Source organism: Sinorhizobium sp. CB7 (genome assembly GCF_041357635.1).
Classification (GTDB): domain Bacteria; phylum Pseudomonadota; class Alphaproteobacteria; order Rhizobiales; family Rhizobiaceae; genus Rhizobium.
Map to the genome: position 1 here is coordinate 736,082 of NZ_JAULLL010000001.1, position 23,529 is coordinate 759,610.

21 protein-coding genes are annotated in these 23,529 nt (G+C 59.4%); 16 read left to right on the top strand and 5 right to left on the bottom strand.

Features of this window, described 5'->3' with window-relative positions; translation table 11 throughout:
- Window positions 1–5: 5 nt before the first annotated feature.
- The 6 genes from msrA (at window position 6) to AAE029_RS03420 (ending at window position 6,518) form a co-directional block, all read left to right on the top strand.
- Complete coding sequence (msrA, locus tag AAE029_RS03395) at window positions 6–749, top strand: peptide-methionine (S)-S-oxide reductase MsrA (RefSeq protein ID WP_371071374.1); 744 nt, start codon at window positions 6–8, stop codon at window positions 747–749.
- A 178-nt stretch (window positions 750–927) separates the two neighbouring features.
- Window positions 928–1,602 (top strand): GntR family transcriptional regulator, encoded by a 675-nt coding sequence (locus tag AAE029_RS03400; RefSeq protein WP_371071375.1) that lies wholly within the window; start codon window positions 928–930, stop codon window positions 1,600–1,602.
- Between the two features lie 181 nt (window positions 1,603–1,783).
- Entirely contained in the window at window positions 1,784–2,923 is a 1,140-nt protein-coding gene (locus AAE029_RS03405) for a sugar ABC transporter substrate-binding protein (protein ID WP_371071376.1), read from the top strand.
- Window positions 2,924–3,004: 81 nt separating this feature from the next.
- Window positions 3,005–4,546, top strand: a complete 1,542-nt coding sequence (locus AAE029_RS03410) for a sugar ABC transporter ATP-binding protein (protein WP_371071377.1) — start codon at window positions 3,005–3,007, stop codon at window positions 4,544–4,546.
- Complete coding sequence (locus AAE029_RS03415; RefSeq protein ID WP_371071378.1) at window positions 4,543–5,538, top strand: ABC transporter permease; 996 nt, start codon at window positions 4,543–4,545, stop codon at window positions 5,536–5,538. The genes AAE029_RS03410 and AAE029_RS03415 overlap by 4 nt, the downstream gene beginning before the upstream one ends.
- Entirely contained in the window at window positions 5,535–6,518 is a 984-nt protein-coding gene (locus AAE029_RS03420) for an ABC transporter permease (RefSeq protein WP_371071379.1), read from the top strand. The genes AAE029_RS03415 and AAE029_RS03420 overlap by 4 nt, the downstream gene beginning before the upstream one ends.
- 108 nt (window positions 6,519–6,626) lie before the next feature.
- On the opposite strand, the gene AAE029_RS03425 is transcribed toward AAE029_RS03420, so the two are convergent.
- On the bottom strand, window positions 6,627–7,124 hold the full coding sequence (locus AAE029_RS03425) for a hypothetical protein (RefSeq protein WP_371071380.1): 498 nt from the start codon (window positions 7,122–7,124) through the stop codon (window positions 6,627–6,629).
- 160 nt (window positions 7,125–7,284) lie between these two features.
- Between AAE029_RS03425 and AAE029_RS03430 the strand changes: the two genes are divergently transcribed.
- Together AAE029_RS03430 and AAE029_RS03435 are read left to right on the top strand one after the other, a co-directional pair.
- On the top strand, window positions 7,285–9,033 hold the full coding sequence (locus AAE029_RS03430) for a type I secretion system permease/ATPase (RefSeq protein WP_371071381.1): 1,749 nt from the start codon (window positions 7,285–7,287) through the stop codon (window positions 9,031–9,033).
- Window positions 9,030–10,340: an HlyD family type I secretion periplasmic adaptor subunit gene (locus tag AAE029_RS03435; RefSeq protein ID WP_371071382.1), complete on the top strand. Its 1,311-nt coding sequence runs from the start codon at window positions 9,030–9,032 to the stop codon at window positions 10,338–10,340. Before AAE029_RS03430 ends, AAE029_RS03435 begins: the two co-directional genes overlap by 4 nt.
- A gap of 141 nt (window positions 10,341–10,481) precedes the next feature.
- Here AAE029_RS03435 and AAE029_RS03440 read toward each other — a convergent pair whose 3' ends face one another.
- Window positions 10,482–11,921 carry a family 16 glycosylhydrolase gene (locus AAE029_RS03440; RefSeq protein ID WP_371071383.1) on the bottom strand — a complete coding sequence of 480 codons (1,440 nt, stop codon included), beginning with the start codon at window positions 11,919–11,921 and terminating at the stop codon, window positions 10,482–10,484.
- A 406-nt stretch (window positions 11,922–12,327) separates the two neighbouring features.
- Between AAE029_RS03440 and AAE029_RS03445 the strand changes: the two genes are divergently transcribed.
- From AAE029_RS03445 to AAE029_RS03460, 4 genes are all read left to right on the top strand, one after another.
- A complete protein-coding gene (locus tag AAE029_RS03445; RefSeq protein WP_371071537.1) occupies window positions 12,328–12,732 on the top strand; it encodes a DoxX family protein in 405 nt (134 codons plus the stop codon).
- Window positions 12,733–12,934: 202 nt separating this feature from the next.
- Window positions 12,935–13,378: an SgcJ/EcaC family oxidoreductase gene (locus tag AAE029_RS03450; RefSeq protein WP_371071384.1), complete on the top strand. Its 444-nt coding sequence runs from the start codon at window positions 12,935–12,937 to the stop codon at window positions 13,376–13,378.
- A 281-nt stretch (window positions 13,379–13,659) separates the two neighbouring features.
- Window positions 13,660–14,856, top strand: a complete 1,197-nt coding sequence (locus tag AAE029_RS03455; RefSeq protein WP_371071385.1) for an MBL fold metallo-hydrolase — start codon at window positions 13,660–13,662, stop codon at window positions 14,854–14,856.
- Between the two features lie 168 nt (window positions 14,857–15,024).
- A complete protein-coding gene (locus AAE029_RS03460) occupies window positions 15,025–18,381 on the top strand; it encodes an AAA family ATPase (RefSeq protein ID WP_371071386.1) in 3,357 nt (1,118 codons plus the stop codon).
- Window positions 18,382–18,448: 67 nt separating this feature from the next.
- Here the strand turns inward: AAE029_RS03460 and AAE029_RS03465 are convergent, their stop codons facing one another.
- Window positions 18,449–18,799, bottom strand: a complete 351-nt coding sequence (locus AAE029_RS03465) for a hypothetical protein (RefSeq protein WP_371071387.1) — start codon at window positions 18,797–18,799, stop codon at window positions 18,449–18,451.
- A gap of 461 nt (window positions 18,800–19,260) precedes the next feature.
- On the opposite strand from AAE029_RS03465, the gene AAE029_RS03470 reads away from it, so the two are divergent.
- Together AAE029_RS03470 and AAE029_RS03475 are read left to right on the top strand one after the other, a co-directional pair.
- On the top strand, window positions 19,261–19,545 hold the full coding sequence (locus AAE029_RS03470; RefSeq protein ID WP_371071388.1) for an acylphosphatase: 285 nt from the start codon (window positions 19,261–19,263) through the stop codon (window positions 19,543–19,545).
- A 398-nt stretch (window positions 19,546–19,943) separates the two neighbouring features.
- Window positions 19,944–20,090 carry a DUF1127 domain-containing protein gene (locus AAE029_RS03475; protein ID WP_371071389.1) on the top strand — a complete coding sequence of 49 codons (147 nt, stop codon included), beginning with the start codon at window positions 19,944–19,946 and terminating at the stop codon, window positions 20,088–20,090.
- A 629-nt stretch (window positions 20,091–20,719) separates the two neighbouring features.
- Here AAE029_RS03475 and AAE029_RS03480 read toward each other — a convergent pair.
- Complete coding sequence (locus AAE029_RS03480; protein ID WP_371071390.1) at window positions 20,720–21,049, bottom strand: DUF6665 family protein; 330 nt, start codon at window positions 21,047–21,049, stop codon at window positions 20,720–20,722.
- A gap of 211 nt (window positions 21,050–21,260) precedes the next feature.
- On the opposite strand from AAE029_RS03480, the gene AAE029_RS03485 reads away from it, so the two are divergent.
- Complete coding sequence (locus AAE029_RS03485) at window positions 21,261–21,491, top strand: AbrB/MazE/SpoVT family DNA-binding domain-containing protein (protein WP_371071391.1); 231 nt, start codon at window positions 21,261–21,263, stop codon at window positions 21,489–21,491.
- Window positions 21,481–21,882: a PIN domain-containing protein gene (locus AAE029_RS03490; RefSeq protein WP_371071392.1), complete on the top strand. Its 402-nt coding sequence runs from the start codon at window positions 21,481–21,483 to the stop codon at window positions 21,880–21,882. Before AAE029_RS03485 ends, AAE029_RS03490 begins: the two co-directional genes overlap by 11 nt.
- A gap of 116 nt (window positions 21,883–21,998) precedes the next feature.
- Here AAE029_RS03490 and AAE029_RS03495 read toward each other — a convergent pair whose 3' ends face one another.
- Complete coding sequence (locus AAE029_RS03495) at window positions 21,999–23,513, bottom strand: ABC transporter substrate-binding protein (RefSeq protein ID WP_371071393.1); 1,515 nt, start codon at window positions 23,511–23,513, stop codon at window positions 21,999–22,001.
- Between the last annotated feature and the right edge of the window lie 16 nt (window positions 23,514–23,529).

The window sequence follows — 23,529 nt, forward strand, 5'->3', positions numbered from 1 at the left end:
TCATCATGGATGGCGCATCGACAGGCAAGTCAAGCAGGATCTGGCGTCGCCCCGTGCGCGCAGCTGCTTTCGGAGCGGCGGCTTTGGTGATTGGCGGTGTGGCGTTTCGCTCCATGCCCTCATCAGCAGATGAAGCTCGCGCCATCCCGGCGCCTGCGACGGATGAAGCGCCGGGAACGGCGAGTGCGGAAACGGCGGTACTGGCCGGAGGCTGCTTCTGGGGCGTGCAGGGCGTGTTCCAGCATGTCAAAGGCGTCACCAGCGCCACGTCCGGCTATGCCGGCGGGGGCAAGGATACCGCCTATTACGAGATGGTCGGCACGGGCTCGACCGGCCACGCCGAATCCGTCCGGGTCGTCTTTGATCCGAGAAAGGTGAGCTATGGCCGTCTGCTGCAGATATATTTCTCGGTCGCCCATGATCCGACGGAACTCAACCGACAGGGTCCCGACGTCGGCACGCAGTACCGCTCGGCGATCTTCCCGGTCAATGCCGAGCAGACGCGCATCGCCAAGGCTTATATCGACCAGCTCAACCAGGCCCGTGTCTTCGATGCGGCGATCGTCACCAGGATCGAGCCCGCGCGCCAGTTCTATGCGGCCGAAGGCTATCATCAGGATTTCCTGACGAACCATCCGGATTATCCCTACATCGTCATCAACGACCTGCCGAAGATTGAGAGCCTGAAGCAGCTTTTCCCGAAAGATTACAGGTCCGATCCGGTTCTGGTCGCAGCTTCGGGTAACTGATCACGCCCAACTCCCTGAACTCGTTCGGAGGTCTTCGCGCGCGGAGGCGACCTTTGCCATCCATGAGGATCGGATAAGATCCGAATTCTGCGCGCTTGACGTTATATGGAGGCGAATATATCGCTTAGAGCGGGATGCCGAAAATTGATCTAGAGCGACAACGATAAGGAATTGACCCATGACCAGTCTGGGATTGAGTATTCCTCGGGAAGTTTCGCTCCGCCAGCAGGTCATCGATGGCCTTCGCGATTCAATCTTGTACGGTGCCTTGGAGCCGGGACAGAAACTTATCGAGCGTGAACTCTGCGAGGAACTGCGGATCAGCCGCACCGTCCTGCGGGAAGCACTGCAGCACCTGGATGCCCAAGGGCTGATCGTCAATACGCCCCGACGGGGCCGGACCGTCGTCGAGATCGGCAAGGAAGAAGCAAGGGAAATCTACGAAGTTCGCCAGGCTTTGGAGACGCTCGTGGGCGAGGGCTTTGCCCGCAACGCGACCGATGAGCAGATCTCCCGCCTGCGCGTTCATTTCGATCAGATGTATGCCGCCGGTCCGGTCAAGAACATGCTGATCGCGGAAAATGAATTCTTCTCGATCATACTGGAGAATTGCGGCAACCGAATCGCTGCGGAATTCTTCAAGCAGCTCAACAATCGCGTGACGATCCTGCGCCGCCTCTCCGTTTTCCAGGGCCGGCGCTCCGGCGAAAAGCTTGCCGAATTGGGTGAGATCGTCGCCGCTATCGAAGCCCGGGACATCAAGCGGACGGGCGAACTCTGTGCGAAACGTGTAGCAAAGGCTGCCGAAGCGGCGGCAAGGCTCTTCTCCGAGACTGCAGTCGAGGCGGGGTAACGAGACTCTGCCTGTGCTGAAGCGTGCTTGCCCGACCCCCTTTCAGCTATATCGACGGCCTTACTAAATGTGATATTTCTAATGTGTTCCGGAACGAGGGCAGGGATGGAGGCACCTTCCGGATAGAAATCCATAAAAGATGAAAGGCGGGCGGCTTTGTTCGCCTCAGGAGGAGGAACACATGCGCAGGATGAAGAATGCAAGGCTGGCTCGGATCGCCGCCCTTTCGGCGCCGTTGCTTGTGGGGCTTTATGGTTCGGTTTACGCGCAGCCTGAAATCGTGCAGGGGCCGGCGACCGATCCGCAGTGCATGACCCCATGGGCGGCGGATACGCAATTCCTAAAGTATCCGAAGAAGGAGGGGCCTTATCGCATCGCGCTCGCCAACGGCTATATCGCCAATACCTGGCGCATACAGATGATACAGACGGCCAAGGCCTATGTGGCGCAGCCTGACGTCAAGGCGAAGCTGAAGGAATTCAAGGTCGTTTCCACCGGCGAGGATGTCCCCGCCCAGATCTCGGCCATCAACAATTTCATCGATGCCGGCTATGACGCGATCGTCGTCAACGCGCAGAACCCGACGGCCTTCGGTCCTGTGATCAAGCGCGCCAAGGAGGCCGGCGTCATTCTCGTCGCATTCGACAATATCCTGGATACGAAGGATGCGATCAACGTCAACGTCGATCAGAAGGGCCTCGGCGTCATCTGGGCGGACTGGCTCGTTAAGCATCTGCCTGATGGCGGCAAGATCCTGGAAGTGCGTGGCGTTGCCGGCACCTCGGTCGATACCGACCGGCACAATGGCATCCATGAAACATTCGCGGCTTCAGGCAAGAAATTCAATGTGACGGAAGTCGTCGGCAAGTGGGATGACGGCACGGCGCAGAAGGCGACGGCCGATGCGATCGCGACCAATGGTCCCTTCGACGGCATCACAGCGCAGGGTGGCGATACCGGCGTCGTGCAGGCGATGATCGACGCCAAGCATCCGTTCGTGCCGTTCGGCGGCGAGACTGAAAACGGCTTCCGGAAGTTCTGCGCCGCCCATGCGGCCGACGGGTTGAAATGCTCGTCCGCCGGCACCGGGCCTGCGCAGGTCGCGGTCGCCATCAAGACCGCCATCGCTGCCCTCGAAGGACAGGTCGTTCCGCAATCGGTGAAGCTGCCGACCGCGCTTGTCTCCGACCCGAATTTCAAGGAAGGGCAGGATTACTATCCGGACCAATCGGACAACTTCTTTGTCGGTAACTCTTTCCCGACCTGCGGCATCAATTTCACGGCCCAGGAAATCATGGGACAGAGCAAGGAAAACCAGTAAGCGGCTCACTCAAAAAGCTTGACTGCGGGCGTTCACGCCCGCAGCCTGAGTCTTACTGTGACCGGTTGGGAGGCTGGCCGCATGATCGTGTCGGAACCGATCTTCTGCATGGAAGGCATATCGAAGCGCTATGGCGGCGTTCTTGCGCTGAACCATGCCGACCTTGCGGTCAGAACGGGCGCCATTCACGCCGTTCTTGGCGAAAATGGCGCCGGCAAGTCGACGCTGATCAAGGTCATGGCGGGTGTCGTCCAGCCGGATGAGGGACGGATGCTGCTCGATGGCAGGGAGGTGAGCTTCGCGAGCCCGGCGGCTGCGAATATGGCGGGCATCGTCTGCGTCTTTCAGGAGCTTTCGCTTGTTCCCGATCTTTCCGTCGCCGACAACATCATCATCAGCAATCCGCCGCTGCGCTTCGGGATGATCGACCGCCAGAGGCAACGGCAAATCGCGCAGGAGGCTCTGGCGCGTGCGGGCGCATCCGACATTCACCCGCGGTCGCTCGTCAAAGATCTGCCGCTCTCCCGCCGCCAGATGGTCGAGATCGCCAAGGCTCTGGCGCGCAAGCCCCGGATCCTCATCCTCGACGAGGCAACCTCTGCGCTGACCCAATCGGATGTCGAGAAGGTCTTCAGCGTGCTCAAGCGGCTTCGTTCCGAAGGCATGGCACTGATCTACATTTCACACCGCATGCATGAAATCGCCGCCCTGGCCGATGACTGTACAGTCTTTCGCAACGGCCGAAGCATTGAATCTTATCCGGCTGGGACGAAGACGGACCGGGAGGTCGTGGAGCTGATGATCGGGCGCGAATACAAGAATGTATTTCCGCCCAAGCCCATGCCGAAGACGGCTGGAGTACCGGTCCTGTCGTGCGGCAAGTTGTCATGGAGCGATCGGTTGTCCGACATCACCTTCGATATACAGCCTGGCGAAATCGTTGGGGTCGGCGGCCTGGACGGCCAGGGCCAGCGTGAACTTCTTCTGGCATTATTCGGCGTCCTTCGCGACACGAAAGGCGAGGTGAAGATCAACGGCAAGACCGTCACGCTGAACAACCCCCGGCAGGCAAAATCCGACGGAATAGCAATGGCTCTCATTCCCGAGGACAGGAAGACCGAGGGGCTGATGCTGTCGATGACGGTCAGGGAAAATCTGTCCATGGCGGCGCTCGGTCGCGTCTCCCGCCGCGGAGTGATCGACCGCGCCTTGGAAACGCGGCAGATCGACGAGCTGCTTAAGCTGCTCGACATCAAGGCGGCGACCACAGATATGGCCGCCAGCGCGCTTTCCGGCGGCAATCAACAGAAAGTGGTCATCGCCAAATGGCTGATGAACAAGCCACGCATCATCCTGCTCAATGACCCGACACGCGGCATTGATGTCGGAACCAAGCAGGAAATCTATCAGCTGTTGCGTAAGCTTGCTGACAATGGTGCTGCGATCCTCTTCTATTCCACGGATTATGACGAACTGATCGGCTGCTGTGATCGCGTGCTCGTCATGTATGCCGGCCGCGTCAGGCGCGAGCTGGTGGGAGCGGAGATTACCGAACGCGAGCTGGTCGCCGGCGCCCTCAACATTGATTCGGAGAGCGCCGCGCAACGGAGGGTCAACCCGTGACAAGCGGCTCTTCGCGCGAGTGGCGGTTCTGGTACGTCCAGCACAAGGGGACGCTTTTTGCCGCGGCACTCTTTGCGGTGATGTTCCTGATCTATGTGGGAAACCATCCCGCCGGCTTTACCCCGAACGTCGTCCAGACCGCATCGAACAAGGCGGTTCTTCTCGCCTTTGTCGCGATCGCCCAGGCACTGGTGGTCATCACCGCCGGGATTGATCTTTCAGCGGGCATGGTCCTCGTGCTTTGCAACTGCCTTGCTTCCTGGCTTGTTGTAGGAACACCGCTTCAGACCGGACTTGGAGTGATTGCCGTGCTCCTTGCCGGCCTCGGCTGCGGCATGCTCAACGGCCTGATCGTTATCTTCGGTCGTCTTCAGCCGATCGTCGCCACCATTGCCACAAGCGCGATCTTCTACGGTCTGGCCCTGCTGCTGCGTCCGACACCGGGAGGCTCGGTCAACGAAACACTGGCAGACGTCTTCACCTCGAAGCTCTTCGGTCTCGTGCCCATGAGCCTTGTCACGCTGGCGGCAACCATCCTGCTGATCTGGATACCGTTCAGCCGGTCGGTGTATGGCAGAGCCGCCTATGCGGCAGGCTCGGCGGAAAACGCAGCCTACATGTCGGGAATGCCGATCAAGCGCGCCAAGTTTGCGGCCTACGCCCTGTCAGGTCTGTTCTCCTCCTTCGGCGGGCTATATCTCACCTTCTTCTCCTATACGGGGGAAGCCGCGCTTGCCAGCGGCAATGCTTATACGCTCTTTTCGATTGCCGCGGTCGTGCTTGGCGGCGTTTCCCTGGCAGGCGGGCGTGGAAGCGCAGTCGGGGCCGTATTCGGCGCGCTCGCATTCCGAACGATCGGCGACCTGCTGTTCGTTTTTGACCTCGATCCGCTTTGGCAGCCGCTGTTCCAGGGCGTTGTGCTGATGCTTGCCATCAGCATCGGCTGCATCGGTCTTGCCCGTGTTCGCAACAGATTGGAGTGGTTTCAATGAGCAGGGATGCATCCTTCACGCCGCAGTCCCTGGTGCCTGCGAGATTGCGCGGCGTCGATCCGGCCGTCGTGATCGCTTTCGGCTGTATCCTGCTCCTGCTTTTCGGCGGATCGCTCTATTCGCCGAATTTCCTGTCGCCCGATTATCTGCTGCAACAATTGAAGGTCGCATCCTTTCTTGGCGTGATCGCCACCGGCATGATGGCCGTGATCCTGCTCGGACAGATCGATCTCTCCGTCCCCTGGGTCGTCACCACCGGGGCGATGATGGCCTGCGCCACCACCATCTATGGCCCGATAGGATCGTTGTTCGCCATTCCCTTCGGGATTTTCTGCGGCGCGATGATCGGGCTGGTCAATGGCATTGCGGTGGCCTATCTACGCATCCCCTCGATGATCATCACACTCGCGTCCAACGCGGTCGCGCAGGGACTGATGGTCGTCTATACGGGCGGCTTCTCGCCCCAGGATGCGGCAACTCCGGCCATGCGATATCTTGCGACGGGTTATGCCATTCCAGGCATTCCGAACGGCGTCCTCGTCTGGCTTGTCATAGGCGTGGCTGCCGTCTTCGTCCTGACGCGAACGACGTTCGGTCGTTCGCTCTACGCCATCGGAAACCGCGAAAGAGCGGCCTATATGTCGGGCATCAACACGCGCCTCGTGACGATGATCGCCTTTGTCATCTCCGGTGGATTGAGCGCGCTCGGCGGCGTGTTGCTCGCCGGCTATGCCTCCAAGGCGTCGCAATCGATGGGCGATGCCTATCTGCTGCCTTCGATCGCGGCGGTCGTGCTTGGCGGAACGCACGTCCTCGGCGGCAAAGGCTCCTACCTGGGAACGGTTGCCGGCGTGATTCTGATCACACTGCTGCAATCCATTCTTTCTGTCATGCAGATCGAGGAAGCGGGCCGCCAGCTCATCTATGGAGCAGTGATCGTCTGCATGCTGCTGCTCTATGGTCGCCAGGCGAGTTCCTGATCAACACCGACGATGCTGGTCAGATTGATCGGCTCGAGCGGGATGCCGAAAAGTGTGTGCGGTTTTCGGGCGACATCCCGCTCCAGCTTTTTGGTTTAGAGGCGGATTTCAGATTTCAGGTCGATTCGACCTGAAATCATCCGGCTCTAAGGCTGCTTCCTGTTTTCCGTCGTTTGCGTGAACATCGGTCTTGCCTGCGCCAATCTCCGCAGAGCGCTCGTGCGGAGTAGCTTCGTCATCCCGGTCGGATTCGCGTGACCTATGGGAAGCAAGCATCCGCGCCAGCTCCTTGGACGTTATCGTTGCAGCAAGTCCCTTCATGATGTGTCCTCGATCGACATTCCGAATGCTATCGGAGACGTAGCCGATTGGACGGACATTCCGGAATACCGGAGCCATGGTTGTCACCAACTTTGGCGGCTGCCGCGTCAGATTCTCCTTCTGAAGCCCCGGCCCCAAAAAGCCCCAAAAGCTCGGGTAGCTCCCGTATAGTGCTGTTTCGAAACAAAACTCTCCCGGGGTGACGGTTAGCAATGCATTCATATAACCCTGAGGCAAGGCACTGAAATGCAAGAACATGGTTGAAAGAGGCGGATCGGCTGCCATCTTTCGACCTGAGGCTCAATCAGACGAAGAGATGCCGCCGCTCCGGGCGTCATCGATGTGGCTCCAACGATTTGACTTCGCCACTTCTGCGCGGTCATTGCCAACAATCATCACTATAGCGCCGCTTCATTGCGGCAGTTTCAGGAAGGATCCAACCCGCGTGGCTGCTCCCTCGAAAAAACCGCCGCAAACATTTTTCATGGCGGTCCTCTCGTCTCTCCGAAAGGCATTCTTCAGCATCGGACTCACCAGCGCGGTGATAAATATGCTGGCACTGACGGGCTCCTTTTTCATGCTGCAGGTCTATGATCGGGTCATCCCCGGCCGCAGCCTCCCGACGCTCGCCGGCCTTGCCGTGATCGCCGCGACTCTTTTCATCTTTCAGGGTGTTCTCGAACTCCTGCGCTCGATGCTGCTTGCCCGTGTCGGGGTATCTCTCGAGGAGCGAATGGGGCAAAGCGTCTTCGGTTCGCTGCTTCTGCTGCCGACCAGGATGCAGGCGACGGGGGATGGGTTGCAGTCCGTTCGCGACCTCGATCAGGTCAGATCGTTCCTGTCCGGTGTCGGGCCGACGGCGCTGTTCGACCTGCCCTGGATGCCGTTTTACATCGCTCTTTGTTTTCTGTTCCACTTCTGGATAGGCGTCACCGCCCTTAGCGGCGCAATCGTGCTCATTGCCTTGACGGTTGTGGCGGAAATGATGTCGCAGCGTCCCACCCGGGAGGCTGCCCGGCATTCGGCGGCACGTCTCGGCTTTGCCGAAAGCGCCCGAAGAAACTGGGAGGCCGTGGTGGCGATGGGTTTCGGCTCTCGGCTGAACGAGAAGTGGGCGGCGATGAACGACGATTATCTCAAGAGCCAACTTGCAGCCGGCAATGTCATCGGTTCGCTCACCACAGCCTCAAAGATCCTGCGCATGATGCTGCAATCCGGTGTATTGGCCGTCGGCGCGATATTGGTCATCCGGCAGGAGGCGACGGGCGGCATCATGATCGCCAGTTCGATCCTGCTCAGCCGTGCGCTCGCCCCGGTCGAACTTGCGATCGGGCAATGGAAGAGCTTCGTTGCAGCCCGACAAAGCTGGTCGCGCCTCGTCAAGCTTCTGGAGATGATACCCTCCGAACAGTGGAGCATTTCCCTGCCGAAGCCGACAACCAGTTTGAGTGTCGAGAACATCAGTGTCGCGTCTCCGGGCAGTCGCGAGCTCATCGTGAGGAATATTTCGTTCAAGATCCAGGCCGGTACGGTTCTCGCCATCATCGGGCCAAGCGGGTCCGGAAAATCGTCGCTTGCGCGCGCGATCACCGGCGTGTGGCCGGCTCTGATCGGTGCGATCCGTCTCGATCAGGCCGCTCTGTCGCAATGGGAGCCGTCTGAACTCGGACGCCATATCGGCTATCTTCCGCAGGATGTTGGTCTATTCGAGGGTTCGATCTCCGAAAATATCGCGCACTTCGACAAGGATGCTCAGTCGGGTGCAGTCATCGCTGCGGCAAAGGCTGCCGGCGTATACGACATGATCGTGCGGCTGCCGGATGGTTTTGACACGGCTATCGGCGAAGGCGGCTCCAGACTTTCAGCCGGCCAACGGCAGCGCATCGCGCTGGCGCGGGCACTTTATGGCGATCCCTTCCTGGTCGTGCTTGATGAACCCAATTCGAACCTCGATGCCGAGGGAGAAGCCGCGTTGACCGCGGCATTGGCGGGCATTCGGGCGCGCGGCGGCGTTGCCCTCGTCGTCGCCCATAGGCCGAGTGCGTTGGCGGCAGCCGATCAGGTTCTGGTCATGACCAATGGGCAGATGCAGGCATTTGGTCCCAAGGACGACGTTCTCAGGAAATCGACCAGGCAACCCCATGCACCGGGTCCGATCCGGCTGATGATCGCCGGCGAGGAGGTCGGTTCATGATCGGAGAACGCAGATCAGCCACCGATCGCACGATCCGTCGTCTTTCGGTACTCGCGCTTGCGACGATTGTCGTTCTTGCCGGCGTGATGGGCGGCCTTGCGGCGACGACGACGATTTCCGGAGCGGTAATCTCTTCCGGCGCCCTCGTTGTCGATAGCTATGTTAAGCCGGTTCAGCATCTCAAAGGCGGGATCGTCGGCACGATCAATGTCAGGAACGGCGACCACGTCGATGCCGGCGAGGTCCTTATCCATCTCGATGACACGCAAACCAAAGCCAATCTGGCCATTATCAGAAAGCGTCTGAACGAGATTGGCGCGAGAACTGCGCGTCTGGTTGCCGAGCGTGACGGCGCCAGCACGATCACCTTCCCGAAGGATTTGCTTTTCAGGGCGGGGGACGAGGAAGTCGACAGCATCATGACTGGCGAACAGCATCTTTTCAATGATCGCATGGCGTCGCAGAAGGGCCGGAAATCGCAGCTCCGCGAAAGAATTCAGCAGCTCAAGCAGGAGGCGGATGGTCTTGTCGCGCAGGAGAAGGACAAGCGCACCGAGATCGAGCTGATCGAAAAGGAGCTCGCAAGCCTGCAGCCGCTGCTCAACCAGGGCATCATTGCCGCGAGCCGGGTCTATTCACTCCAGCGGGAGGGCGCTCGCCTGACGGGGGAGCTTGGCAATCTGGTTTCGACCATTGCCCAGACCAAAGGCAAGGTGAGTGAAACGGAACTGCAAGTCATCCAGATCGATGACGATCGCAGTGCTGAGATTTCGGATCAATTGCGGCAGGCTCAAAGCGATATGGGCCAGTTCTCGGAACGATTGATCGCTGCCGAGGACGATCTGAAGCGGATCGACATTCGGGCGCCGCAAGCGGGTATCGTCAATCAGTTGAATGTCCACGCGGCCGGCGCCGTAATCGGACCGGGCGAGACCATCATGCAGATCGTACCGGGTAGCGACGCACTTGTCGCCGAACTCAAGCTTGCGCCGCAGGACATTGACCAGGTGACAGTCGGACAGCACGTGACCTTGAGATTTTCCGCCTTCAACCAGCGCAATACGCCGCAGCTCAACGGCCGGATCAGCCGGGTTGCCGCCGACCTTACCACCGATCAGCGCTCGGGCCTCAGCTATTATCTCGTCCGAGCCGAAATTCCCGATCAGGAATGGCAACGGCTGGGCAAGGTTACCGCTGTTCCCGGCATGCCGCTCGAAGCTTTCATTCAGACGGGCGAAAGAACCGTGCTGTCATATCTGACGAAGCCGATGACCGACCAGATGGAGCGGGCGTTCAGAGAAGACTGATGCATGTCGCGCAAAAGCGTGCAGCGGTTTTGCGGCAACGACGTGCATGAAAATAACAGCTTTAGATCGGTCCTCGCAACCCGCATAAATAAAGGCGCGACAGCCACTTGCAGTCGCGCCTTCCTATTCTGATGACGGCTCTCAGATATGCCAGTCGCCGGAGTGTGTTTGTGTGGACTGGGCATGCAAGGTCGCCGCCGGATCATCCAGCGAATAGGCCTTGATGTAGTCGATCTTCATCTCCGACCCCTGATCCAGATTTCCCGGCGTGCCGGCCGGTCCGCCGACTGCAAGGTTGACCAGCATATACATCGGATCGTGCATGTCCGCCGGCGTGTCTGCGCGGGCGACGGCAACGTCGTCGAAATACCAGACGATCTGGTCCTTGTCCCAGAGCACGCCGTAATTGTGAAAGCCATCGGTGCTGGGCACATTGACTGCCGTCGACTCTATGGTGTGCTGACCTGTCGCAGCTGAATGAACGGTCGTGTGGACGGTGTTCTTGTCCTGTCCGCGCATCTCGACCACGTCGAGTTCCGGCGGCCAGGAGCCGTCTTCCGGAAGCAGCCAGAAGGCCGGCCAAACGCCCTGATCGTTTGGCATGTCAGCCCGCATCTCGAAATAGCCGTAGGTCTGCGCGAAGGAGGAATGCGTCGTCAGCATGCCGGACGTATAGTTATGTCCTTCGAGCTGTGGCTTGAGTGCATCCGGAGCCGTCTGCGCCGTGATCGTCAGAACGCCATTCGAGACCGAGAATGGATTGACCGAGGATGTCGGCCCGTAAGCGGGGTTTATGTACCACTGCAGCTCACTATTGCCGGGAAGGTTGGCGCCCTTTTCCGGCGCCCACCAGAACTTCGCATCCCAGGTGCCCGTGGAGCCGTTTCGAAGCGAAAGCGAATTGAAATCGTCCGAAAAGGTCTGCGTGAGGTTTGAACGGTCGAGGCTCAGCTCGAACTGATCGGCATGAAGGTCGGCGACGGTCTTGTTTGCAAAGACCAGGCTTTCGCCACCTCCGAGATCGAGCTTGAGATTGGCCCCGTCCTGCGTCAGGTGGCTTTTCACCTGGTCGAAGGAGGTGAGACCGTACTGATTCAGCCGTACGATGTCATCGCTGCCGAAATCGGTGATGAGATCGCTGCCGTTGCCCTTCGTGAAAATGAAGATGTCGGCGCCGCCGCCACCGGTAAGAACATCATTGCCGCGGCCGCCATCGATCGTCTGGCTTCCGGACGCGCCTGAAATAATGTTGTCGAGATCATTACCGAAGGCGTGACGGTTGTTGCCGGTGACAGCCAGGTTTTCAAAATTAGCTGGCAGCGTGTAACTCATCCACGTGTTGATGGTGTCCACGCCCTGGCCCGGTGCTTCCGATGCGCGATTGATGCTTGAATAAAGATAATAGATGTCGTCTCCGGTGCCGCCGCTCATCGTAACGTTGACGGCGCTGTCTCCCCACATGGAGTCATTGCCCGCCGTGCCCTGAAGTGTTGGGCCGGAGCCCGTGGCGGAAAAGAAACCTGTTGAGCTTCCGCTATAGGGAAGCGCTTGACCTACGGCGTTCAGGATTGTTCTGGTCATCAAAACCTCTTCTGTTGCGTTGCCGGGTCTCCCCCACGGTGACGCTCCTCCACGCCAGACCCTAACACATGGGTCAGGGGCAAGGTGGATCAATAGGTGACGAATACGACCCTACGGAGGCGTCTTCCGGTTAAAGCTGCGGATAGTCCTAACGAGCTCTGAGCTTCGGAAAGGCAATAAACCTTTCGTTGTGTCATCTCGGCGTGGCGAGATGGTTCAAAGTGGACGCGACGACAGGTAATCACAAAAAAGCGATCACAAAAACGATCCCTGTGTCGGGCGATCGCCGTGACCTTCGTCCTTGGCGCATAGAAGAGGATTTCCTCAAGGGAAACCTGGGATCCCGGAGCAGCTCGCGCCGGATCGTACTTCTGACCGACGCAACGTTTATTTGGGAGGATTCAAAATGGCTAAGACGATGGCGATCCTGCTGGCCCGTCTGATCTTCGCTGCTGTCTTCGCGATGGCAGCCAGCTTCAAGTTTATCGATATACAGGCGACCGCGACCTATATCGCGTCCGCCGGCTTTCCCATCCCGCTTTTCCTGGCGTGGATCGCGGCCTTTTTTGAATGTGCACTGGTAATCGCACTCCTCACAGGCGCGTATTTTTCGGAAGCAAGCGTCCTTGCGGGCATTTATGTGGTGTTTCTCGCTTTCGCCTTTCATGGGCCCTCGCACTGGAGTGCAAATCAGGCGGAGTTCGGATTTTTCGTCGACCACTTCACTTTTCTTGCCGGTCTGCTTTTTGCCGCAGTGCATGGTCCCGGTGAGCGGTTTGCCCTTCGGATGAGTTTGCTGCCAGCTCGCTGACGTGACGAGTGCGTTTCCCTTCGGCACGAAACAGGCGAATGACAGGACTGTCAGCGTAGCGCCATCACCAATTCCTGACTTTCAACTTTCCACTTTGTCAGCAGTTGCTATCGCAGAACGGGTGTCAACAGATCTGATGTCGTGATATGGTTGAGATGCGGCATGTGCCGGTGCTGTGCCGCCATCTTGTTGGGAGGATGTCATGGTTAGACTGCTGACTTCAATCTTCGCCATGCTGTGCATTTGCCTCTTTGCGTTCGTCCCGGCCAAGGCTGGCCCGGCCGATGACCAAGTGAAGGCCGCCTACTCTGCATGGGACGAAGCATTCAACAAAGGGGATGCAAAAGCCGTTGCGGCGTTCTACACGGACGACGCTATCTTCCTGCCGGCCACCCATGACGTAATCAAGGGGCCTGACGGAGTTGAGAAATTCTTTGGCTCGCTCTTCGGCATGGGCGTGACAGGCCACAAGCTTGAAGTGATCGAGGTGCAAGAGGACGGCAATCTGCTGGTCGGCACCGCGAAATGGTCGGCCAAAGGCAAGGACGCCAAGGGCGCTGACCAGCCGTGGGCTGGTGTGGCAACCCATGTCTTTGAGAAGCAGGCGGACGGCAGCCTGAAACTCAAGTTGCACACCTTCAACTGAGCCGACGGATTCGCAGACGCTCTCTGCAAGCGGTCGCAATGATTGCCATTGTGGGCAGGGTGCTCGGCAGGACGGTCCAGCACTCTTGAGACAATGTCGTCGCCGTCCTGGCGGGCGCTCCAACCTCAAGCGTCTTGAGGGGCTTTGCCGCGTCGAGACAGTTGCCATCATGGGATACTGGGGGTACTCTTGCTATCTCTCGACGCCCGAACAAGCGAGCATTTTTCGCTTCGTTCCGCGCCTCTAAGACCATCGGTCGGGGGACCGATTAGGAGGCCGCCATGTATGTCGATCGCTCCAAGGCACGTTTTTGTTACTGCAACGCTGAGCCAGGGCGGTTCGTCTGCGATGGCTTTGACCGGCGAGAACTGATCTGCGGCGGGGGCGCTGCGCTTTTAGTCGGATTACTGGCCGGACTGCTCGGCGGGGCTGCTCCGGTAAGGGCCGAGAAGCTCACCGGCGCGGTTCCTGAGTTGGACCGCGTGGCCGTCCGCGTGCTGATCGACAGCTACCAGTTCGCCGTGACCCCGGGCAAGAAAATCGATGGTCTGGATATACAGCATTTCGGATGGGGGATCGGTAATCATCCGCCCGCCAGGACGCTGATCAGCGAGTTTGGCCTTTCGATGCACGTCGAAACGCAGAGTGGCTCCGAGACCCGAAACATCCTGATTGACTTTGGGTTCACGCCCGAAGCGCTGAATAACAACATCGAACTGGTTGGGCTCGACCCCGGCGCATTAGACGCGTTGGTGCTCAGCCATGGCCATTACGACCACTTCGGCGGGCTCGTCGGCTTCCTCCAGCGCGCCAACGGCAGACTGAAGCCCAGGCTTCCGCTGTATGTCGGCGGTGAGGATTGTTTCTGTGCCCGTGAATGGACGGCGCCGCCCGTCGCTGGCGATTTCGGGGTCCTCGACCGCAGGGCATTGGAAAAGGCAGATCTCGTAGTGACCGAATCCGTCGGACCTTCACGGGTGGCGGACCATGGTTTCACGTCAGGTCAAATCAGCCAAAGCAGCTTCGAAAAGTTGCTGTCGCCCAGCGCCATGAAAATCGGAATTGAGAATGGTCTTGGCTGTTTCCCGGAGCGGCTTGCAGAGGAAGATCGGAAGCCGGGACTCGTGCCGGATCAGTTCCGGCATGAGCGCGCTACGGCGTTCAATCTCAAGGGACGCGGGCTAATCGTGCTCACCTCGTGCAGCCACCGCGGCCTGCTGAATGCGATCAAGCAGGTTCAGGCGGTATCCGGCCTCGATAAGGTCCATGCGGTGATCGGCGGCTTTCATCTGGCCCCATATCAGCCGGACTACCTGCGCCAGACCATCGCCGCACTCAAGGAGATCGATCCGACCTATGTCGTTCCGCTTCACTGCTCCGGCGAACCGTTCGTCGATCTGGCGAAGGCCGAACTTCCGATGAAGCTGGTGCGGGCGTACACGGGGACGCGTTTGGTCTTCGACAGTCGAAGTTCTTAAGATACGACCAACGTAAGGCTGCTGCTGATGCCAGGCTTGGATGAGCGCCGTGACCTGCTCGCCGGAGTGCCATTGTGAGAGCAGTAACACTGGCCGCTTACCGGTCTGGCCAAGCGAAGCGTTCCTGTCTGCTGTGGCCTCGCGCCCGACAATTGGTGGAGGAGGGATGTGGATATTGGGACTTGGCTGCGCAGCTTGCAGCTCTCGCAATACGAGCAAGCGTTCCGCGACAATGACATAAGCGCCGACATTCTGCCCGAGTTGACGGCGGAGGACCTGATCGGTCTCGGCGTAATCTCGATCGGCCACCGGCGCAAGCTGCTGGCGGCAATCGCGACCTTGCGCGGCGAAGGCTCGGCCCAGGGCGGGACAGCGGAGCCGGTCCGAGCCGGGGCTGAGCGGCGGCAGCTTACGGTCGTGTTCGTCGATCTGGTCGGATCGACGGCACTGTCGGTCGAGTTCGATCCGGAGGATATGAGCAAGCTTCTCCGGGCCTACCAGAACGCGGTGACCAGTGGATTCGCTCGCTTCGAAGGCCATGTCGCCAAGTTGATGGGCGACGGGGTGCTTGCCTATTTCGGATGGCCGAGGGCGCACGAGGACGAAGCCGAGCGCGCCGTGCGGGCGAGCCTTGAGGCCGTCGAGGCGGTCGGGCGTCTCGCGACGCCGAACGGTGAGCCGCTCGCAGCCCGGGTCGGCATTGCCACAGGCGTGGTCGTCGTCGGTGAGCTTATCGGGGAGGGGGCAGCCCAAGAAGAGGCGGTCGTCGGAGAAACGCCGAATCTTGCCGCCCGCCTGCAGACGCTCGCGCGACCCAACGAGGTCGTGATCGGCGAAGCTACGCGAGAGCTTTTAGGCGCGTTGTTCGAGGTCGAGGATCTCGGGGTCCAGCCGCTGAAGGGCATAACAATGCCGGTCCGCGCGTTCCGTGTGCTCGGACCCGGTCGCGCAGCGAGCCGCTTCGAGGCGCTTCATGTCAAAGAACTGGCGCCCATCGTCGGGCGTGACGCGGAGCTGGCGCTGCTTCTCGATCGCTGGCGACGGGCCAAGGCCGGCGAGGGCCAGGTCGTGCTGCTTTCCGGCGAGCCAGGAATCGGCAAGTCTCGGATCGTTCTGGCACTGCGCGAGGCCCTCGCCCAGGAACCGGTCGCCGTGCTGAACCATTTCTGCTCGCCCTACCATATGAACAGCGCACTCTTTCCGGTGATCGGGCAGCTCGAAAGGGCCGCGGGCTTGGCTCGTGAGGACGGACCGGAGGAGAAGCTCATCAAGCTGGAAATGTTCCTCAAGCCTTATGCCGAACGCCTCGACGAAGACGCGAGGACGCTCATGGCCGCACTGTTATCGCTGCCGGTCGCGACCGGCCACCCGGTCCTGGATCTGCCGCCCGAGCGCCGGAAGCAGCTCACCTTCGAAGTCCTGCTCCAGCTGTTTGACGCCCAGTGCGGCCAGCAGCCGGTCTTGGCGGTCTATGAGGATGTTCACTGGATCGACCCTTCAACAATGGAACACCTGGATATTCTGACCGGACGCGTGGAGGGACTGAGGGCGCTCGCTGTGATCACCTTTCGACCCGAGTTTAGCCCTCCCTGGATCGGTCACTCCCATGTCACCTCCCTTTCGCTCTCCCGGCTCGTGCGTGGCGACGTGGCGATGATTGCCGGACGCGTCGCCGGCGGAAAGGTATTGCCGAAGGCCGTTTTGTCCCAGATCACCAGCAAGACGGACGGCATCCCGCTGTTTGTCGAGGAACTGACCAAGACCGTTCTCGAATCCGGTCTGTTGCAAGACCGTGGTGACCGCCTCGAGCTTATCAAGGTGCCGGCGGCGCTCGCCATTCCCTCGACCTTGCAAGACTCGCTCATGGCCCGGCTGGATCGGCTGGCGCCAGCCAAGGAACTCGCCCAGATCGGCGCCTGCATCGGCCGCGAGTTCGATCACGATCTCTTGGCCGCGGTGTCGCCGCTCCAAGAGCCGACGTTCAGTGAAGCGCTCGCAAGGCTTGTCGGCTCCGATCTGGTCTTCCGGCGCGGCCAGCCGCCGAACGCGACCTACGCCTTCAAGCATGCGCTGATCCAGGACGTCGCCTACGCAACGCTCCTCAAAAGCCGGCGAGTACAGCTTCATGCGCGCATCGCCGCCGCGCTCGAAGCCCAGTTCCCCGCGATCGTCGAGCGCCAGCCCGAGCTCCTGGCTCATCATCTCTCGGAGGCCGGGATTCACGGCCGCGCCATAGATTGGTGGCTGCGCGCCGGCCGATCGGCGCGGCAGCGCTCCGCCAACAAGGAAGCGATAGGTCACCTGACAAAAGCGCTCATCATGCTCAAGGACGCGGCGCCTGGTGAGGCGCGCGAGCGCCAGGAACTCGAGATACAGGTGGCTCTCGGACCGCCGTTGATCGCAACCGAGGGCTTCGCTGCCCCCCAGGTCGAGGCTGCCTATGCCAGAGCCGAGGAGCTCGCCCGCCGGCAAGGGCACGAGAGCTACCGCGCGCGAGCACTGCGCGGCTTGTGTCATGTCTATCACGTACGCGGTCATTTGACGCGTGCGGGCAAACTCAGTGCTGAACTGCTCGAGCTGGTCGCACGCGGCAGCGACCTTGTGCGCCAGGCTGACGCCCATCATGCGCTGGGATTCAACCTGTTCCATCTGGGCGAACATGGGCTCGCCTTGTCCCATTTGGAGGCGGCACGCAGTGAGATCGAGCGTGCCGGTGATCCCGCCGAAGCGTTTGCGGCTGGCGTCAATATCCACGTCCACGGTCGCGCCTATGCTTCCCATGTCAACTGGCATCTCGGGTTCGTGGATCGCGCATTGCTGACCGTCGGCGAAGCGATCGATGTGGCCCGACGGATCGATCACCCGTTCAGTCGTGTCGTCGCGCTCGCCTATGCTGCGATGCTGCACCAGTTTCGTCGCGAACCGGCAATGGTGCGCCTGCATGCTGACACCGCTGGCGCCCTGTGTGCCGAGTATGGGTTCAGCTATTATCTTGCCTGGGCCGCAATCATGGACGGTTGGGCGTCCGCCGAGGAGGGCGACCTCGAGCGAGGTATCGTGCGCCTGCGAGATGGTCTGCGCGATCTGCGTGCGACGGGCGCCGGACTGAGGCTGCCGTACTATCTCGCGATCCTCGGCGATCTCTACGTCAAAGCGCAGCGGCTGGATGAGGCGGGCGCCGCCCTCGGCGAGGCCGACGCCATCGCTGAGCGTCACGGGGAATCGTGGGCCAACGCGCGGCTTCGGCTCCTCGAGGGCGAACTATTGTTCGCCACGCGCCACCCGGCGGCGGCTTGCTTTCGGCGCGCCGTGGAGATCGCGACCGCGCAGGGGGCTTTATCCCTCACGCTCCGGGCGGCCATCCGGCTCGCGCGTCACCTGTGCGCAGAGGGCAAATCCGCGGAAGCGTACAAGGTCCTCGCATCTCCCTACGCCTCGATCAGCGAGGGCTTCGATACGCCTGATCTTCTGGAGGGGCGGGCATTGCTTGAGGAACTGCGATCTGAGCGCCCGTCCGACCATTGACAATAAGTCCAGCGCGGCTTGCCTCAGGACGCGCAAAGCGTAAGTTCCTGCGGACGCCGTCGCCGGCTCAACCGCCAGCTTTTATGTGATCGATCCATTGGCAAATCCGGTCTGCACTTTCTTCAGGCTGGATGCCGCTCGTATCGAGCCTCAACAGGTGATCGGCGCCATCTTCCACGAGAGGATTGAGCTGCTGCGGTAATGCGCTTGGATCGGTGAGCTTGCGAAGATGCCTGCGATCTTCCGACGTTATTCTCCTCAGATGCTCGTCCGGCGAACACGTGATTGTGACAGCGAAGAACTGCGAACTCCGTCGCCGTGCCAGGCTCAGGAGTGCGGTCCAGTTTTCCCGACCCCACTCGGAGGTGCCATAGGCATTCGTCATAATGACCGGAATGTCCGGAGATATGACGGCCACTCGCGCATAGGCGGCGTCCTCACGCTGCGAACCAGCGAAAAGAATTCCTGTGAACGAAATTCGGTAAGGGCAAAGGCGACATTGTAGATAGTATGGTTGTCGAGCAGGTGGCCGCCCAACTTGGCGGAGACAGCACGTGCAATCGTTAACTTTCCAACTCCGGGCCAGCCATTCAAATGGATGATCACGCTAAATCCGTTCGGCAAGATAGGGACATCTTCAAGGTACGGAGCGTGCGCGACAGGACTATGTCATGTGGGATACGTCGCAGACCTGGAACAGACGGTGCTTGCATTCACCCGCTTCCGCTCCAGATTCACGTTAGAGCCGGATGATTTCAGGTCGAATCGACCTGAAATCTGAATCCGTCTCTAGACCAAAAGGTTAGAGCGGGATGTCGCCCGGAAATCGCGCACCTTTTCGGCATCCGCTCTAGTGGATTGATTGATGGAGGTCGGACCATGACGGATGACCGGAAAGCAGTGCGGGTACGCATAGACGGAATGGTGCAGGGAGTGGGCTTTCGCGTCTGGACACGCGGCGAAGCGGAACGGCTCGGGCTGACCGGCTGGGTCTGCAACGAGGATGACGGATCCGTATCTGCCGTGGTCGCAGGTTCCGAAGCAGCAATCTCAACGATGCTGGAGAAATTTCGGAAAGGCCCTCCGGGCGCATCCGTTTCTCACGTCGACACCGAAGATATCTCCGATGTCGAGAGACCCTCGGGGTTTCGCATCACGAACTAGATGCGCGCATCTCGAGGGTTTTGTTGCGTCCAGGTCTTGACCTCAACCCTCGTTGAGGTTGCAAGCTGCCAATGCGGCTACCGAATGGCGGCAAGAGCGGGATGCCAAAAAGTGTGAGCGACTTTCCGGTGACATCCGCCTATAGCGCCCCAGCATTCCGAATTTTTAAGAGAAAGACATGTTTGAACCCGGCAGCAAAATGCCCGGGATACAACATAGCAATTGCCTTTCCGGTCGAAGCATCGCCAAAGTTTGCCGGGCTATGCATACGATGCAGGGGTGAGCTGAGGTTTTGGCTCTGCTCTTTCAGAACATCCGAGATTACATACGCGTCATCGAAGTACGCGAGGCGCCACGGACTGGCTGCCGGCTTCGAAAACCTGAGGAAAGGGGACATCATGAACGTAGCACGCTCTTTCGCCAACTGGCGCAAGTATCGGAAAACAGTAGCGGAACTGGATCGCATGACGACCCGCGAATTGCAGGATCTCGGTATCGACCGCAACGAAATCCGCAATGTTGCACGGGCTGTCATCGGCCGCTAACGGCTGTCTGCATCGGTTCTGTTTTGACATCTGCAAGCGCCTGTCTCACATCGAGCGGGCGCTTTTTGCTGCGTGCAAGTGGCGCTTCTGTGTTCAAGCGAAATCACTTTTGACGCATAAAGATGCCCCGAATTAAAGGGTTAGAGCGTTTCCTTGTGTGTTCGTCAGAACACGCGGGCGCCTTCATGCCGAAGCGGCCCTGTTAGTGCCCCGCCTTTCGCATAGCGCATGGCTGCTCTGCAAAGAAATGCCTACAAACTGAGCAAGAATCGCGGCATATTTATTTCTATCGAAGCGATGCACCTCCTCCCGCATCCCTTCGATTTTGCAGATGGCCTCTCCTCCTCCCATGGCCAGCTGCGGGAATAGCGGCACTCCTCCTCCCAGCCGCTGTTCGGTTCTTTTCGAAAGCCTGTCGCATTTCCTGCGACAGGCTTTTCGTTTTTTGGATACAGGATTTAGCGTCGCAACCAGACATAAGTCGTATCGCCGATAGCCCCATTGCCGGAACACTTACCTGGGCCTAGAGGCGAGGCGAAGAACTTCGCGGTCCGGTGAAAGAACCACGGGCACCGGGTGCCGCGCTTGGAACTTCGGCTCTTCAGCTGCAGACAGCACCGCGGACGCAGCTATCTGCGTATCGAGCCAACTCTTGCGAGCACCTCATTCGGGATGCTGTAGTTTTGAATGACATCGCGATTGTTCCGCAGGCCGCATGTTTCGCGATGAATGAAAAGCGCCCAGACAGCATCGGAGGCATTGTACAAAAGGCTCTCCCGATCGGCGATGCTATGGCGATCAGGATCCCACGCCCGCAGCTTCGCAAGCGCGGCCTCCACCTTAAGCCCCTGGCGTCCGAGAGAACTCGCCCGTTCGGCAATGAGTTCATATTCGAGCGCACTCAACCTGCCCCCGGTTGAGCCGGATTGATTGAGGATTTGGGGTGGGCGGACGCTCATCGATCGATTCCTGCGCAATGGGAACAATACTATCTGATTACGTCCATCAGATCATGACGATTATCTGACCAATGGAAGCGAAAGTTTTCCGAGAAGCGGCAGCCCATCTTGGCTGCCAATATCGAGAACAGCATGCCAGGCTCATAATCCTCTTGAAGCGTTCAGACACCGGATATACATTTTTCTTATTGTATATCAAAGGAGCTTGACCATGCGCATTGCGAAATGGGGTAATAGTCTTGCCATCCGTCTACCCGCCGCCGTTGTCGAAGCATTGGAACTCAAGGAGGGGGACAATATCGAGATCCATGTGACAGGCATGCGTGAACTCGGCATTGCCCGCAAGCCTGATCGTGGCGAACTGCTGAAACGCCTGCGCGACTTTCGCGGCCGACTGCCAGCTGATTTCAAATTCGACCGAGACGAGGCAAATGCCCGGTAGGTTTTTTGACACCAATATCCTGATCTATCTTGCATCGGCTGATTCCGACAGAGCCGATCAGGCCGAAGCTCTCCTGGCTGGCGGCGGGGTGGTCAGCGTGCAGGTGCTCAATGAGATTGCAAATGTCTGCCGTCGGAAGATGCGGCTGTCGTGGCCTGAAACACACATGTTTCTGACAACTATTCGTGATTTAGTGAACGTCGTGCCGGTCACTATCGAAACGCATGAAACGGGTCTTGAACTATCCGAACGATACGGACTGTCGACTTACGATGCCATGATCCTCGCAGCAGCAGTTTTGGAAGGCTGTGAAACGGTTCTGTCTGAGGATATGCAGCGCGGATTTCGCATCGGGAGTCTACGCATTGAAAACCCGTTCGAGGCGACGTAGGTCTGACCGGCAGATATAGCAGCGTTCCAATATTGCGCTCCGGCCCGGGATTGATTGCCCCCAAGGACCCGCCGCCCCGAAGGCGACGGATCAGCATCCGTGTGTCGCTAACGGCATCAGTTCTTGACCGTATCCTCCAGGAAGAAGCGGCCGAGGGGGTTCTGGTAGAAGTTCTCGATGTTCTTGCGCGAAACGTTGATGTAGGGGCTGTAATAGAGATCGATCCAGTTGACGTCGTCCTTCGCCATTTTCTGCAGATCGATATACATCTGTTCGCGCTTGGCGGGATCGAGTTCGAGCCGCGCCGCTGCAACCAGTTCCTTCACCTTGTCGTTCTGATAGCGGGTGTAATAGTTCAGGTTTGTATCATGGCCGAGCACGAAGGTCGTCTTCTGGTCCGGGTCGAGAATATCGTTCGTCCAGTAATTGACCGAGATGTCGTACTCGCCGGCGACGACCATGTCCCATTCCTGACTTGGATCCACCTTTTGCAGATTGGCCGTGATGCCTGCTTTCTGTAGCTGCTGCTGGACAAGAACGGCGGTCTGCTCATCGACCTCGTCGCCTGCTCTGAGTAAGTAATTTAGCGTCAGCCCGGATGCGCCGGCTGCTGCAAGCATCACCTTGGCCTTGTCGGGGTCGTATGGGCGCTGCAGGTTGTCGGCGTAATAGTAAAGGGCACCTTTAGGAACATAGGAATTGGCGACTTCGCCCTGGCCGAAGGTCACCGCGTCGACAATTGCCTTTTTGTCGATCGCCAGATCGATCGCCTGGCGGACCTCCTTCTTGGCGAGGGCGCCGTGTTCGTGATTGATGAGTAGGCTGTCTTCGCGCGTGGAGGCATCGGTGGTGACGTTGAGATTGGGATCCTTCTTGAGTTCTTCGACACGGGAGAAGGGAACGAAGATCGCCGCATCGAGCTGGCCCGCCTGAACGTTCAACATGCGGGTATTGTCGTCAGGCACCGAAATCCACTCGACACCGTCGAGCTTCACGCGGTCAGCCTGCCAGAAATTGGGGTTCTTCTTGAGGATGACGCGGTCGCCGCGCCGCCATTCGTCGATGACAAAGGCACCGGAAGCGATCGGCTTTTCGCCATAGGCATCCGGCCCAAGTTCCTCCATACCCTTCTTGGAGATGACCGAGGCGTTCGGGAGCGCCAGCGTCGCGAGGAAAGGCGCCGACTGGTTCCTGAGTTTGATGGTCAGCGTGTGGGCGTCCGTCGCCTCGGCGGTGTCGATCACCTTGTAGGAATCGCTCCAGAGGGACGCCGGGTCGTCGCGTATACGAAGCAGACTATAGGCGGCATCCTCGGCCGTGAGCGGCGAGCCGTCGGAGAATTTCGCGTCACGGATCTTGAACGTATATGTCAGGCCGTCCTGCGAGGTGGTCCAGCTTTCCGCAAGGCCAGGCTCCAGCTTGGTGCCGGTCTTGTCGACCCGCACGAGCACATCGTAGACGTTCGAAAAGACCCAGTTGTCGATGTTCTGTGCAGTCTTGATCGGATCGAATGTCGTCGAATCCTCGCGCCGTCCGATAGTCAGCACCCCGGCTGCCTCGGCAAAACTCGTGCTGAGCATGAGGCCGGCCACGATGGCTGCAAGCCCCGTTGTTTTCCACCTGTTTGTCATGAGTTCGTTCCCTTCA